Annotated in this window: 15 protein-coding genes; 5 read left to right on the plus strand and 10 right to left on the minus strand. The window is 34.1% G+C overall.

What is annotated here, in order from left to right; translation table 11 throughout:
* Nucleotides 1–503 precede the first annotated feature (503 nt).
* Nucleotides 504–1229, plus strand: a complete 726-nt coding sequence (locus CKF59_RS03730) for an acylneuraminate cytidylyltransferase family protein (RefSeq protein ID WP_119534641.1) — start codon at nucleotides 504–506, stop codon at nucleotides 1227–1229.
* A 43-nt stretch (nucleotides 1230–1272) separates the two neighbouring features.
* On the plus strand, nucleotides 1273–2820 hold the full coding sequence (locus CKF59_RS03735; RefSeq protein WP_119534642.1) for a hypothetical protein: 1548 nt from the start codon (nucleotides 1273–1275) through the stop codon (nucleotides 2818–2820).
* Nucleotides 2821–2918: 98 nt separating this feature from the next.
* Here the strand turns inward: CKF59_RS03735 and rplT are convergent, their stop codons facing one another.
* From rplT to CKF59_RS03780, 9 genes are all read right to left on the minus strand, one after another.
* Complete coding sequence (gene rplT, locus CKF59_RS03740; RefSeq protein WP_119497133.1) at nucleotides 2919–3272, minus strand: 50S ribosomal protein L20; 354 nt, start codon at nucleotides 3270–3272, stop codon at nucleotides 2919–2921.
* Between the two features lie 19 nt (nucleotides 3273–3291).
* Nucleotides 3292–3492, minus strand: coding sequence for a 50S ribosomal protein L35 (gene rpmI / locus CKF59_RS03745; protein WP_119524855.1), 201 nt, complete (start codon nucleotides 3490–3492; stop codon nucleotides 3292–3294).
* 101 nt (nucleotides 3493–3593) lie between these two features.
* On the minus strand, nucleotides 3594–4163 hold the full coding sequence (gene infC / locus CKF59_RS03750) for a translation initiation factor IF-3 (RefSeq protein WP_425451162.1): 570 nt from the start codon (nucleotides 4161–4163) through the stop codon (nucleotides 3594–3596).
* Nucleotides 4151–6100 carry a threonine--tRNA ligase gene (gene thrS, locus CKF59_RS03755; protein WP_119534644.1) on the minus strand — a complete coding sequence of 650 codons (1950 nt, stop codon included), beginning with the start codon at nucleotides 6098–6100 and terminating at the stop codon, nucleotides 4151–4153. Before thrS ends, infC begins: the two co-directional genes overlap by 13 nt.
* A gap of 549 nt (nucleotides 6101–6649) precedes the next feature.
* Entirely contained in the window at nucleotides 6650–7351 is a 702-nt protein-coding gene (gene araD / locus CKF59_RS03760) for an L-ribulose-5-phosphate 4-epimerase (protein WP_119534645.1), read from the minus strand.
* Nucleotides 7352–7353: 2 nt separating this feature from the next.
* A complete protein-coding gene (locus CKF59_RS03765; RefSeq protein WP_119534646.1) occupies nucleotides 7354–8217 on the minus strand; it encodes an L-ribulose-5-phosphate 3-epimerase in 864 nt (287 codons plus the stop codon).
* 10 nt (nucleotides 8218–8227) lie between these two features.
* The gene (locus CKF59_RS03770; protein ID WP_119534647.1) at nucleotides 8228–8875 is read right to left on the minus strand and encodes a 3-keto-L-gulonate-6-phosphate decarboxylase UlaD; all 648 of its coding nucleotides are present in this window, start codon (nucleotides 8873–8875) and stop codon (nucleotides 8228–8230) included.
* Nucleotides 8876–8884: 9 nt separating this feature from the next.
* The gene (locus CKF59_RS03775; protein ID WP_119534648.1) at nucleotides 8885–9376 is read right to left on the minus strand and encodes a PTS sugar transporter subunit IIA; all 492 of its coding nucleotides are present in this window, start codon (nucleotides 9374–9376) and stop codon (nucleotides 8885–8887) included.
* A gap of 58 nt (nucleotides 9377–9434) precedes the next feature.
* Nucleotides 9435–11219: a PTS ascorbate-specific subunit IIBC gene (locus tag CKF59_RS03780; protein WP_119534649.1), complete on the minus strand. Its 1785-nt coding sequence runs from the start codon at nucleotides 11217–11219 to the stop codon at nucleotides 9435–9437.
* Between the two features lie 665 nt (nucleotides 11220–11884).
* On the opposite strand from CKF59_RS03780, the gene ulaR reads away from it, so the two are divergent.
* The 3 genes from ulaR to CKF59_RS03795 all read left to right on the plus strand — a co-directional run bounded on the left by ulaR (nucleotide 11885) and on the right by CKF59_RS03795 (nucleotide 14164).
* Nucleotides 11885–12673 (plus strand): HTH-type transcriptional regulator UlaR, encoded by a 789-nt coding sequence (gene ulaR, locus CKF59_RS03785; RefSeq protein WP_119534650.1) that lies wholly within the window; start codon nucleotides 11885–11887, stop codon nucleotides 12671–12673.
* Between the two features lie 25 nt (nucleotides 12674–12698).
* Nucleotides 12699–13766, plus strand: coding sequence for an L-ascorbate 6-phosphate lactonase (gene ulaG, locus CKF59_RS03790; RefSeq protein ID WP_119534651.1), 1068 nt, complete (start codon nucleotides 12699–12701; stop codon nucleotides 13764–13766).
* A gap of 125 nt (nucleotides 13767–13891) precedes the next feature.
* Complete coding sequence (locus CKF59_RS03795) at nucleotides 13892–14164, plus strand: hypothetical protein (protein ID WP_119534652.1); 273 nt, start codon at nucleotides 13892–13894, stop codon at nucleotides 14162–14164.
* Between the two features lie 103 nt (nucleotides 14165–14267).
* Here the strand turns inward: CKF59_RS03795 and CKF59_RS03800 are convergent, their stop codons facing one another.
* The gene (locus tag CKF59_RS03800; RefSeq protein ID WP_119534653.1) at nucleotides 14268–15041 is read right to left on the minus strand and encodes a M48 family metallopeptidase; all 774 of its coding nucleotides are present in this window, start codon (nucleotides 15039–15041) and stop codon (nucleotides 14268–14270) included.
* Nucleotides 15042–15378 lie beyond the last annotated feature (337 nt).

Genomic DNA, 15378 nt, shown 5'->3' on the forward strand with positions numbered 1-15378 from the left:
ATTTAAAATAGCCAAATCACTATATAAATATCTTTAGAAATTTTATTTGACTTTCAATATCAGCATAATTTTGAGAGGCAAAAAATACCAGCTTCCATCTTTTTAAATTCCTTAAAGATTTATGTCTAAATTACCCAACCACTTTAAAATAAAAATAATAATTATCAATAACTTAATATCGATAATAACAAGAAACTAAACTCTTGTGATTCAAGGTGATTTTTACTTTGTATAGACTCTAGATCACAAGATAAAAACTCAACATTTATTGAACAAAAATACACAAACACACTTGCACTTTTTATTTTTTATAAAGATAAAAAATCTCTAAACCCTATAAAAATTTATTTAAATAACCTTAATTAAAGTAAGGTTATTTTTCAATGCTTTTGATTTTTAAGTAATAAAGCTCTAGACTAAATCTCTAGACAATTTTTAATCCTCTCTAGCTTCATAAAATTAGATATAATTAAAGTAATATTTACCCCAAGAGAAAAATATAAATGACAGAACGTAAAGCTATAGTTATTATTCCTGTACGTGGCAACTCCAAGCGTTTACCAGGAAAAAACATTCGAGATCTAAATGGGCTTCCTTTAGTCGCTCATTCGATTTTATATGCTAAACTCTTTCCCGAAATAGTTACAGAAGTATACGTATCTACTGATAACGAAGAAATTGCCCAAGTTTCACAAGCATTTGGAGCTAAGGTAATTAAACGTCCTGACGAGCTAGCTCTTGATACTTCACCAACTTTGCCAGTATTAACCGACGCTCTCTTACAACTCAATGATCCAAGTATTACCGATGTAATTTTATTACAAGCTACTAATCCTTTACGTGAGCGAGATCTACTAAAAAATGTTTGGCAAATTTATATACAAGACTCATTAAACTTACAAAGTCTTTTCTCGGTAACGCGTAGCTTTGCTAAATTAGGAAAAATTATTGACAACAAATATATTCCTTGGAACTATCAAATTGGACAAAGATCTCAAGATCTCGAGCCTCTATATTTTGAAGATGGCGTAATTTACATTTCTTCAACAAAGAATATCCTTAATGGGGTTTTACTTGATGAAAATGCTTATCCTTATATTAACCATCATCTTTCGGTAGATATAGATACTATTGAAGAATTTGAACATTCTGAATATCTCTTTAGCCAATTAAATATTGGACTCGATGATAATAATATTTATACGCCATTAAAAGAAGAGAAAAAATAAAAGAGGTAGTTGCTACCTCTTTTTCAATTATTGGTTGTTAACTATGCAAAAAATTCAAATCTACCTAGTTGGTGGTGCAATAAGAGATGCCCTCTTAAATCTAGAACCTCATGAATATGATTATGTAATTACGGGAGCAAGTATTGAACTTTTACAACAGCATCCTGATTATCAGCAAGTTGCAGATAACTTTCCGGTATTTATCCGTAAAAGTACAGGATGCGAATATGCCCTCGCTCGTACAGAAGAAAAGGTAGGACAAGGTTATGGTGGTTTTATCTTCAATACCACTAATATAAATCTAGTTCAAGATTGTCAAAGACGAGACTTTACCATTAACGCTCTCTACTTACCTGTAGCTCAAGATTTAGATCAAGAAATTAATCTTACAGGAGAAAAAATTAGAGAGCAAAGAGAAAAAATTCTTGATCCCACCAACTTAGGACTTAAAGACCTTGGAGATGGTAGTTATAAAAATCTACCGTTTCTACGAGCAATTAATCAAACCTTTTGGCAAGACCCTTTAAGATTTATCCGTGGTTTGCGCTTTCAAGCAACTAAACTGTTTCGTTTAGATCCAAAGATTCTTCAAGAAGTTAGTTCTAAACTTTCCCGAGAAGACTACTTAAGCTTATTTCAAGAAAAACCAAGTACCCGTAAAGAATTAAACGCTATTCTTAAGGCAGACAAAGTCTTTAGTGAGTTTTTTCCAGCTTTACTTGAAAGTAATTTTTTAACCGCAAGTTATATTCCAGCTCCTCCCGAACAATTATTTAAAAGTAATAAACAGCCAAATATAAGTATCGGGCAATGGCAAAAAGAATTTAACTTAAAAAATTACTATCAAGCATACTTTAAAACCAATACTATTGAAGATTTAGAACATGAGCTACCAACCTCTTTAGTTGTCTCTAAAGATAACTTCATTTACTTGTGTTTATATCTGTGTTTCAATGATTATTGGCAACAAGCAAAAGTTAATAATTTTGTCCTAAATCCTCAACAATGGCAATCACTATGGGATTTTTGGCAAACGCCTAACTTTATCGGAGCCTTATTTATTAATCAACTTAGTAAAAACGAAAGAATTAAACTCGAAAAGCTCTTGCAAACTAATGCCTTTCTTATTGCTTTAAGTTTAAATATTTTGCAACCAGAACAAGCTTTTCCAAAAATTGAGCAAACTTTCTTTGATTTATACTTAGATAAATTGCGTCTTGGTAAAATCTGTCAAGGAAATAATCTCTTCTTAGCTTTAAATTTACTCCTAAGCTATCCACTACTAGCCAATAGTTTACTGCGTATGGAGACAAGGAGTGAAATTGAACAACAATTATTGCATTTCGATCTTGATGACTACTTTAAAATAATTTATGCTCTTGGACAAATTCTTGCTTTAAATTTAACTCTTCAAGAAGAGAAAGCTCAGAGCTTAAGCTCAGCTCTTGCCCAAGAAGCAATTCGCTCTCAATTCCAAGAAGAAAATCGTCAACGTTGGTTAACCTTATTCTCCCAACTTAAACAAGGACAAGAGGTTTGTACCCTCGAAGAACAAACCTACCAACTTAAAGTTTTTACACAAATTTTTTAAGCAAAAAAGCTTGGGAATGTTCCCAAGCTTTCTTAAACGAAAGAAGACTAGCACCATCTTAGTGCTAGTCTTAAATTTTATAATATCAATCAGTAATATTATAGAGCTTCTTTTACTTTAGCAACTAAAGCAGAGAAAGTAGCTTGATCGTATACTGCGATATCAGCTAATACTTTACGATCGATCTCAATGTGAGATTTTTTAAGACCGTTAATGAATTGGCTGTATGATAAACCGTTGAAACGAGCCGCAGCGTTAATACGAGCAATCCATAATTGACGGAATTGACGTTTTTTCTGACGACGGTCACGGTATGCATATTGACCAGCTTTAATTACTGCTTGATAAGCAACACGGTATACACGGCTACGAGCACCATAGTAACCTTTAGCTGCTTTTAATACTTTCTTGTGACGAGCTCTCGCCACTACACCACGTTTTACACGAGCCATTTATTCACCTCTTCAAAAATTATCTTGCGTATGGAAGACACGCTACAACTAAAACCTGATCTGCTTTCGCAACTAAACATTTATTACGTAATTGACGTTTACGTTTAGGAGATTTTTTAGTTAAGATATGGCGAAGGTGTGATTGTTTACGTTTAAAACGGCCTGAACCAGTTTGTTTGAAACGCTTAGCAGCGCCACGTACTGTTTTAATTTTTGGCATGATTATTTCCAAAATTGTTGTTAATTACGCATTGTCTACATGAAAAGTAAGGTGATTAACTTAAATAAGCCTCTTACCTATTTAGTATTAATACTTAAACCTTAGCTTTTCTTCTTAATAGGAGCCATGGTCATCACTAATTGGCGACCGTCTACTTTTTTACCAGAAGATGATTCAACTACAGCGTAGTCTTTTAAATCTTCTTTTAGACGATCCATTAAGCGAACACCAAGGTCTACGTGAACGATTTCACGTCCACGGAAACGGATCGAAATTTTAGCTTTGTCACCGTCTTCGAAAAAGCGGATCAGGTTGCGTAATTTTACCTGATAATCCCCTTCATCGGTACCTGGGCGGAATTTAATTTCCTTCACTTGCACAACTTTTTGTTTTTTCTTTTGTTCTTTTTGTGCTTTTTGTTTTTCGTAAAGGAATTTACCGTAGTCCATAATTTTACAAACTGGAGGGTTTGCAGTTGGACTAATTTCCACAAGATCTAAATCTCTTTCTTCTGCTAATTCAAGAGCTTCACGAAGAGACATAATGCCTAATTGTTTACCTTCAGTATCGGTTACACGTACTTCTTTGGCACGGATTTCACGGTTAATACGATTAGGCTTAGTATTATTTTGTCTACGATTATTATTAGCTTTAATAATTATTTCTCCGATTCGCTAAAAGACACTAATGAACGTGTAGCGATTTCATTTTGTAATTGAGCTACAAAGTCGTCCACTTTAAATGTTCCTAAATCTTTACCTGTACGAGTACGTACAGAAATTGTACCATTTGCAACTTCTTGGTCACCACATACTAAAATGTATGGTACACGTTTAATTGTTTGCTCACGAACTTTAAAGCCTACTTTTTCGTTACGTAAATCTAATTTCGTACGAATACCTGCAGCTCTTAATTTCGCATATACTTCACATGCGTATTCTTCTTGAGCACTTGAAATATTTAAAATTGCAGCTTGCGTAGGAGCACACCATGCAGGGAATGAACCTATGTACTGCTCGATAAGAATTCCGATAAAACGTTCAAGAGAACCTACACAAGCACGGTGAATCATAATTGGATGTTTTTTCTCACCATCTTCATCAATGTAAGTTGCATCTAGACGTTGTGGCATAAAGAAGTCTACTTGCACTGTACCACACTGCCATGCACGATCTAATGAGTCATAAATTGTAACTTCAATTTTTGGACCATAGAAAGCACCTTCACCTGGTTGATACTCAAAAGTTAAACCACTCGCAGTAATTGCATTTGCAAGAGCTTGTTCTGCGTAATCCCAAGTAGCTTCATCACCAATACGTTTTTCAGGACGAGTTGATAATTTAATTTCGAATTTAGATTCATCAAAGCCAAATACTTTGTAAATTTCACGAATTAAACTAATACATCCTTGTACTTCTTCTTGGATTTGGTCTTGAGTACAGAAAATATGAGCATCGTCTTGCGTAAAGCCACGTACACGCATAATTCCGCTTAAAGAACCTGATGGCTCATTACGGTGACATGAACCAAACTCAGCCATTCTAATCGGTAAATTACGGTATGATTTTAAACCTTGTTTAAAGATCATAATATGTCCAGGACAGTTCATTGGCTTAATCGCATAATCACGATTTTCTGATGAAGTAGTGAACATATTTTCACGATAGTTATCCCAGTGCCCTGTTTTTTCCCATAAGCTTTTATCTAGGATAATTGGAGCTTTTACTTCTTGATAGTTATGCTCTTGTAATTTTTCACGAATGAAGTTTTCAATTGAGCGGAAAATAGTATAACCATCATTGTGCCAGAAGATTAAACCTGGACCTTCTTCTTGTAAGTGGAAAAGATCTAAAGCTTTACCAATTTTACGGTGGTCACGTTTAGCAGCTTCTTCTAAGTGTGCTAAGTATTCATTTAATGATTTTTTATCAGCCCACGCAGTACCATAAATACGTTGTAAAGGAATACCTTTAGCATCTCCTCTCCAGTAAGAACCAGAAGTTTTCATGATTTTGAAGTGTTCACAAAAACGCATATTTGGTACGTGCGGTCCACGACACATATCAATGTATTCTTCATGGTGATATAACGCTGGACGAGAATCTTTAGGGACATTGTCCTCTAAGATTTCCATTTTAAAGTTTTCACCACGTTTTTTAAATGTATCATAAGCTTCTTGCCATGAAACATTTTCTTTAACTACATCATATTTAGTAGCCGCTAATTCTTTCATGCGTGCTTCTAATGCAGCTAACTCTTCATCAGTTAACGCATGGTCTATTTGCACGTCATAATAAAAACCTTTGTCAATTACTGGTCCAATTGCCATTTTCACGTCTGGATATAATTGTTTAATCGCATGACCTAGTAAGTGAGCACAAGAGTGACGAATTACTTCTAAACCTTCAGGATCTTTGCCCGTATAGATAACTACTTCAGCGTCACTGGTGATTGGATCTACTAAATCTCTTAATTCACCATTTACACGACCACAAATTGCATTTTTATATAAACTATTGCTAATTGATTTTGCTACTTCAGCTAATGTAGTTGGAGCTGAAAATTCTTTTACAGAACCATCAGGTAGAGTAATTTTAATATTTGACATCTTAAGATATTCCTTTGAGATAGAGAGATTATGCTGTAACTACAAACCTACGAAACATTAATCTCACATTCCTATTTCATTATTCCCTTATTTTGCAATAAATCTAACCACCTCTGTGGTATAAATCTTATTTTTCTGCCTCCCTGTCCTCTAAAGAAAGTTTTAGCAAAAAACCTAAAACCCTAGGGCAAGTAAGGAAGAAAAAATCAATTTATTCTATTCATTTTAAAGAAGTTTACCTCTTAAAAACTTGCTTAAGATAATTTAGTACAAAATAAACACGCACCATTATAACAAAATTTTAAATTTTTTGGTAAACTTTTTAGAACCCTAAATGAAATAATATTTAAGTTAGTTACTAAAAATTAAGAATAAAATCTACCGTAAGCAACTTTAGCTTAAAGTAAGGTGCTACTAAACTTTAAATATCAAAAATATCCACTTCTACTTCAACTTTTGAAGATCATGCCACTTCAAATTTTAATAACAAATAAAAAAGTAGATTTAATTGCTTAAATCTACTTAACTTTTCATTCTCGTTTACTTTAATTAGTTATTTTGTCCATAGTAAGCATTCTTACCATGCTTACGTAGGAAATGTTTATCAATCAGTACTTGTTGCATGTCTTGAGCGTTCGGAGAAATAATTAAAGAATTAAAATTCATTAAAGCTACTTCTTCTAACACTACTGCATTATGCACTGCTTCTAAACAATCTTTACCCCAAACAAATGGACCATGAGAAGCTACTAAAACTCCAGGCACCATATTAGGGTCAATACCACGACTACGGAAAGTTTCAACAATTACCTTTCCAGTTTCTAATTCATATTCACCTTGAATTTCGCTCGTAGTCATACGACGTGTACAAGGAATAGTCCCGTAAAAATAATCGGCATGAGTAGTTCCTAAAGGAACTATGTCACAGCCAGCTTGAGCCCAAGTGGTCGCATTACGCGAATGTGTATGTACAACTCCACCAACCTCAGGAAACTGTCGATAAATTTCTAAGTGAGTTGGGGTATCTGATGATGGTTTTAATCTTCCCTCTACTACTTTACCAGTTTCAAGATCAACTACGACCATATCATCAGCAGTCATATCATCATACTCAACCCCGGAAGGTTTAATTACCACTAACCCTAAGTTGCGATCAATTTCACTTACGTTGCCCCAAGTAAAAGTTACTAGATTATACTTAGGAAGCATCTTGTTAGCTTTGAGGACTTTTTCTTTTAATTCTTCTAACATCTTTACTCCTCAATAAATTGAGCTAAACGCATTTGCTCAAGAATCCACTCTTTAGCTTGCACTAATTCTTTTCTTGGCTCAGGAGACTTCTCTGTCCACATTTCAATAAGGAATGCTCCTTTGTAGTTTAAATCTTTTAGGATTTTAAACGCCTGTACAAAGTCAACACAACCTTGTCCAAAAGGAACATCTCTAAATTGTCCAGGAAAATCTTTAGTTACAGCATAAGTGTCTTTTAAGTGAATTGCTGTAATGTATGGAAGTCCTTTACGCAGTTCTTCAGCAATATCATTACCCCAAGCTGAAAGATTTCCTAGATCCGGATAGACACAGAACCATGGATTATTTACCAGTTCTTGATACTCTAACCAACGAGTAATCGAACTCATAAACTCAGTATCCATAATTTCTACCGAAAGCATTACCTGGTGTTTAGCAGCTAATTCAGCAGCCCATAACATTCCTTCTTTAAAGAACTCTAGAGTATGCTCATCTTGCTCTTCATAATACACATCATAACCAGCAAGCTGAATATTTCTAATCCCAAGATCTACGGCTAATTGAATTGCTTTACGCATAATTTCTTTAGCTTCCACTCGAGTTTCGGGGTTATGACTACCAAAAGGAAAACGACGGTGACCCGAGAGGCACATACTACGTATATCAACCCCTAAATCTAACATATCCAGTTTTAATTGTTTTCTTGTTTCAAGATCCCAATTTAAACGTTGGAGACGCTCATCGGTTTCATCAATTGAAATTTCAATATAGTCGTAACCTAATTCTTTAACTAGTTCTAATCTTTGACGCCAAGTTAAATCTTTTGGTAGAGCTTTTTCATAAATACCTATAGTAACCTTTTGCATAAGCTACCTCTTACCAGTACAGATCGATTTGCTCACGAATTGCTTGTGCAGTTTGCTCACCATTTTCTTTCGCTAAAGCACGCCCTGCAATAAACGCTTTAGCCTTGATTCCTTTAAATAAGTGAATATCTTCAGGTACAATTCCGCCGGTAATAGATAATTCTAATCCTAAATCAGAAAGAGTACGCATTTTTACTAAGTCTTCCTCTTCCCAACCACGACCAGCTAGTTCAGCATCGCGAGAACGGTGATAAATTGCCTGTGTAATACCTAGATCTACCCAAGCTTTAGCATCTTCATAGGTCCAATTACCATAGATCTCGATTTGAATTTCACGCCCAAATTCGTCTGCTACTTTTTTACATGCCTCAATCGTAGCAATATGCGCAGCTGCAGAAACAGTTAACCAATCAGCTCCAGCAGTAAATGCCATTTTTGCTAAAATTGCTCCACCATCTGTAGTTTTTAAATCACAAACTACCGTATGATTAGGATGCTCTTTACGAATTGTTTCAACTGCTTTCATTCCTTCAGCAAAGGCAAGAATTGTTCCTACCTCAATAATATCAACAAATGAAGCCACTTTATTTGCAGTTTCACGAGCTTGTTCTAAGTTTAAAGAGTCTAAAGCAATTTGTAATAAAGGTTTATTTGTCATGATTCTATCCTATGCTTGAGCGTATGCGTCTACATCACCATAAATTTCGATTACTTTTACCACGTCTTCTAGACTTTGGCAGTTACGGAAGCGAACTAAATCTACGCCTTCAGGTGAATCTTCATCATCGATAATTTGCATTAACTGAGTTAAAGCATATCCATGACTTGTAGAATCAGCTCCCGCTAAAGTAAAGAACACATCTGCTTCAGAACCATCTTCAAATACTACCGGTTCAACTAGAGTCACTATCGCAAATGCGGTGAAATTAACCCCATCTTCAGGACGAGCATGAGGCATAGCTAAGCCTGGACAGAGAATAAAATATGGACCATGTTTTTTTACACTTTCAACAATAGTTTTATAATAGTTCTCTGTAATTGCTCCAGTTTTCTCTAATAGATCCGTACCAATTTTTACAGCCTCTTCCCAAGTTGCTGCTTTTTGATTTAAAAGAACAGATTTATTTTGAATAAGAGAATCTTTTAAATTAACTGACATATTTTTCTCCTAGGAGACCCCTTAAGAGGCTTAAAGCCTCTTAAGGAATTATTTGAATTTATTTTTTACTTTGAAATTTATTGATTAACTCGATTAATTCATCACCGAAGCTTGCTGGATTCAACATATTTTGTACCCCTAACACTGCTTTACTGTCAGGAACTTCCATTTCATCAGATAAGTGTTTCGAACTTACAATGATGTCGGTATTTTGTAATTTAGATTTATAATCAGAGATTGCACATGAATCCATTACATTTGGAATGCCACGTTTATCAAGATAAGCTTTAATTTTCATTTTAAGCATCATTGATGAACCTTGACCATTTCCACATACTGCGAGAATACGTATAGGTTTTACACTCGCATCTGTTGTAGCTAGTGTTGCTTCTTCTGCAGGAGCTGTATCTTCTTCAACTCCATAACCATCTAATTGATCTAGAGTTAATCCTTTTTCTTTTGCTAAAGCTTCAGCAGCTCTTAAGTTGCGAGAAGCGAAGAACATGTATACTACAGCAAGGATTACTACTACCCAGAAGAAGAGTTTACTAATTGATAAACCTTGGAAGAGTACAGGGAATACTAATGCCCAGTCTGCCATTCCCATCCAAGCATTAAATTTAATGCCATATTCTGAAATTAAATGAATTGCCCAAGCAGAACCTAAAACTTCAATAATACCGAAAGTGAAACAGCAAACAATTACCGCTTTCCAACCACCAAATTTATTTGCAAATACCCCAATAGTTGCATTCGAGAAGAACATTGGAATAAATCCTGGAATTACAAGAATTGGTGCATTAAAGAGGAAAAGGATTCCTACCGCTAAGAATTGACCTAAAGCACCCCAGATAAAACCAAATACCATTGCATTTGGAGAGTAAGCATAGATAGCAGCACAATCAATTGCTAAAACCGCATTAGGAATGATTCTTTCTGAAATACCTTTAAACGCTTCTGAAAGCTCAGCAACGAACATACGCACACCCATAACAATTACTTGGATGGCTACGGCAAATTTTAACCCTGTTTCAAAGATATAAATTACCCAATTGGTTTTTCCTGCCATTTCTTGGAGGCGATCAATACCAAATGATAATAAAATAATTCCGAAGAATAAGGTCATTACTAAAGTAGTTGCCGAAATACTATCATGGAAAACATTTAACCATCTTGGTAGTTTTAAGTTATCTACCGTATGCTCAGCATTACCTACTTTAGGAGCGACTTTAACAGCTATATAAGACGCAACCTGTTGTTGGTGACCAATTGAGAAACCTGCACCACCAGTAACCGCTTGCGTAGGTTTGTACATAATGTTAGAAGAAATTGCCCAATATAAAGCTATTAGCACTGAACTATAAACAATGGCTTCAATCATTGAAGAACCCATTGCAAAATAGAACACTACAACTAAACCTGCTTGTTGGAACATAATATGTCCGGTAAGCATGATAGTTCGAATACCTGTAAAGCGTCTAAAAGCCACTAACAGAATATTTAAGCCTAAAGCAATAAGAACGGTATAACCTACCCAAGAGTAATCATCACCCATGGCATCCATAGTGGCAATTAGGGTGGTGTAAGGGTCAATTACAGATCCTTCTAAATTGTGATATTCAGAAAGCTTTTCAATTACTGGTTTAAAGCTAGAAGTTAAAGCTCCTGCTCCTAACTGTACTAGCATAAAACCAACTATGGTTTTTATAGTTCCTTTAATAACCGTAGTAGCGTCTTTTCTTAAGAGGATGTAACCTATCATGGTTACTAAACCTAAAAGTAATGGCGCCTTTGTCATTACTTGGTTATAAAAGATATAGAAAATATTAAATAGAAAGTCCATATACTTTCCTCATGGAAATGCTTAAATTTAAGCATATTACTACCGCCATCTAATATCCTTTTAAAAAGAATATAGACATTTAACTATGAACCTTAGCCAATTGTATAAATCTAATTAATGAACCATACTATCCAAAATTTCTATCTCTATAATAATGCATGCAGAAAGGGATTTTTTACATTCTCAAAACAATTTTGCTAAATTGAGACTGGTGACAACTTTTTTCTCCCATTCAAAGTCAATTTTTATGCCTTTTTTTGATCAATTATCAAAAGTGATCACAAGAAAAACACAAATAATCAAAAGTAATCACCCTCTTTTATTTTAGGTATTACAAACTTTAATTTTTTAGAAAAAATACTCCTATTTATTACTTAAAAAATCTCATCAACCTTTAAAACCCTAGATAATTTCCCTAATTTCCTACCTATTTTGATATTAACCACAATTATTTTATGGTTAATATATGTTTTAATTCACACTTTATAAATCTTACCCAAAAAAAGATAACCCCGTAAAATCACAAAAAACGGCATAAAGGAAAGCTTTTTTTGTTCTTGCGCAATCAAAACTAAGATTTATAATCACACTTTTAGTAATTAAATGAATTATCATATGTATGAACCTTACCAGATGTATAAATCTTTGGATCTGTAAAATAAAAAATGATCGACGATAATGGACTTATAAATAAACAAATTAAACAAGAACAGTTAGTCGATGAGCTTAATAAACGTAAAGTAATGTCAGTGACTCAAGTGGCAGAATTTCTTGAGGTTGCTGAAGTAACTGCACGTAGATACATCAACTCTTTAGATAAAGAAGGTCGACTAATGCGCGTTCGCAATGGTTGTCAATGTTTATCAAAATATAAAGTTAAAGGACAACAAGATTGGAATAGCTTTAACGTTATAGATGCAAATAATTATGACGAAAAAGTAAGAATTGCCAAGGCTGCGGCAAGCCTTTGCCAAGATAATGATTCAATTATTATTAATTGTGGCTCTACGGCTTTTTTGCTAGGTCAAGAATTAATTGAGAAAAACGTTCAAGTTATAACCAATTACTTGCCCCTCCTTAATTTTTTGATTGAAAAACATCAAGGCAATACCATAGTTATCGGTGGCCAATACTATCCAGAACGTAATCTTTTCATTACTAACGAAACTTCCAGTGCTCAGAGTTATGCTGGCAAGTATATGTTTACTAGTGGTTCTGGATTAACTGAGCAAGGATTATTTAAAAATGATTTATTGTCCTTGCTTGCCGAGCAAAAATTTATTCCTCAAGTACAAAAACTAGTTTGTCTGGTTGATTCAGATAAGGTAGGACAACGTATAGGATCTCTTTTTGCAAGTGCGAAAAATATTCACATAGTTATCACAGGACGAGAAGCTAATCGACGTGTAATTGCTTCATTACAAGCACAAGGAATTAACGTTATTTTAGTTTAATTTTAATCTCTTAAAGGAGCTAACTATGAGTAAAGTCAATGAAATCACCCGCGAATCTTGGATTCTTTCTACCTTCCCTGAATGGGGTACTTGGTTAAATGAACAAATCGAAGATGAGCAAGTACAACCTAATACTTTTAGTATGTGGTGGCTAGGATGTGTAGGTATTTGGCTAAAAACAGCTGGTAATACTAACATCTGCGTTGACTTTTGGTGTGGTACAGGTAAACGTACCACCCGTAATCCTTTCATGAAAAAACAACATCAAATGATGCGTATGGGAGGAGTACGTGCTTTACAACCTAACTTAAGAACCGCTATTTTCCCATTAGATCCATTTGCGATTAAAGAAGTAGATGTAATCATGGCTACGCATGACCATGCTGATCACATTGATGTGAACGTAGCAGCTGCGGTAATGCAAAACTGCGGATCTCATGTAAAATTCATTGGTCCAAAAGCTTGTGTTAAATTATGGACAGGCTGGGGTGTTCCTGAAGATAGATGTATTGTGGCAAAAGTAGGTGACACTATTGAAGTAGGTGATGTAAAAATTAAAGTTTTAGACGCTTTTGACCGTACGGCTTTAGTAACCTTACCACAAGGTGTATCTTCTACCGATAAATCTATCCTTGATCAAATGGATGATCGTGCAGTTAACTACTTATTCGAAACTACAGGTGGAAATATTTATCACTCTGGAGACTCTCACTACTCAAATTACTATGCAAAACACGGTAATGAACATCATATAGATGTAGCACTTATGGCCTATGGAGAAAACCCACGTGGGGTAACTGATAAGTTAACTGCTTCAGATGTTCTTCGTGCAGCAGAGTGTTTACGTACTGAAGTGGTAATTCCTGTACACCATGATATTTGGTCAAACTTCCAATCTGATCCACGTGAAATCGAAGAATTATGGTTACTCAAAAAAGAACGTTTACAATGGAAATTCCATCCATTCTTCTGGCAAGTAGGTGGTAAGTTTACTTTCCCTACAGATCGTGATCGTATTCATTATCAACACTATCGTGGTTTTGAAGACATCTTTACTGATGAGCCAGAATTACCATATAAAAGCTTCCTCTAAGAATAAATTTACAGAAGACTCCTTGCAGCAAGGAGTCTTCTTTCTTTAAAAAATTTTTATTTCTCAAAAAATTTAGATAAAATATACCATGGTTTATAAACATATAACTATATGGAGAATTATCTATGTTTAATAATTTATTTGACAAAGCTTCAAGCATCTTAAATGCAGCTAAAGATTTAAAAGATTTAGATTTAAGCAATCCTAGTCAATTATTAGATCAAATTAAAAATTTAGACTTTAATCAAGCTAAAGAAAAATTAGAAACTATTATTCCAGCTTTACCTATTGCTAAAGAGCAAATTACAGATTTATTAGATAAATTATCTGCAGCTACTGCAAATAATGAAACTATTCACGAAATTATTGAAAAAATTAAAACTTTATTAGCTAAATAATTGCAAGTTGACCTATTACATTTAATATTAGTTTTAATAAAAAATAGAGCTAGGATTCAAACCTGCTCTCTTTTTTATTTTATATTATTTTGCTTTTCTCTTATTAACTCTTACGTGCTTGTTGATAGAGTTCCATAGCTTTTGGTAAATTCTCTTTTAAAGTCTTATATCTTTGTTCATCAGAGGGGTGAGTTGAAAGCAAAGAAAAATTCGAACTACCACTATATTTTTCCATTTTTTGCCATAAGGTTATTGCCGATTCAGGATTATAACCCGCACGAGCCATTAAAAATAATCCCTCGATATCAGCTTCGGTTTCATTTGCTCGGCTAAATGGTTTAACTAACCCTAAATCCGCTAAATAACCCGCACCGCTTGTAACTAAGCTATTATTAGTTCCAGTCGCCACCGCTCCAACCGCAATAGCTCCACTAACTAATACTTGCTGCCCGATTCTTTGTTTAGAATGTTCATTTAAAGCATGAATCATTTCATGCCCCATAACCGCAGCTATTTCATTATCATTTAGCTTTAACTTTTCAATTAGTCCTGTATAAAAAACAATTCGTCCTCCAGGAAGGACAAAAGCATTTAGCACATCTTTTCTAATCACCGTTAATTGCCAATCAAAAGCAACTCCTGTCTGATTTAATTGATTCGCAAAAGGAATTAAACGACGATAAACAGCATTAATTCTTTGTGCAGTTGCCGAAGTAGTATCTATATTACTTTTTTCTTCTTGGCGAATCGTTTGATAACTTTGAGCTCCAATTTCATTTAACTTCTGCGTATTATATCCTGCCAATTCAGCAACCGAGGCACAACCGCCTAGGCTAGCACCTAGACAAAGTACGAGAAAAAATTTTTTCAACTTCATCTTTCCTTTCCCTAACAAATAATTCTTAATCAAATAATTATTGACCTACTTTTACAAAGTAATAATACAATAAAAACTCTTTTAAATCGGAAAAATTTCTTCCTCTGCAAAATAACTAGATCTTAGAGGTAAATTGACCATAACTTTAGATAAGTTACTAATAAAACTCTTTACTAACAATATAAAGTATAAAAATCTTTCTATTTTTTTAGTAAATCATAAAACAACCCACTACAGATTTTATAGCTTTAACTAAAATAAAATTATAAATATTGAACAAGATATAATTTTATCGATTTTTTATTAAAAAACTTATAAAAAATCTTAACTTTTAATT

Origin of the sequence: Psittacicella gerlachiana, assembly GCF_003585965.1 — a bacterium.
Lineage (GTDB): Bacteria > Pseudomonadota > Gammaproteobacteria > Enterobacterales > Psittacicellaceae > Psittacicella > Psittacicella gerlachiana.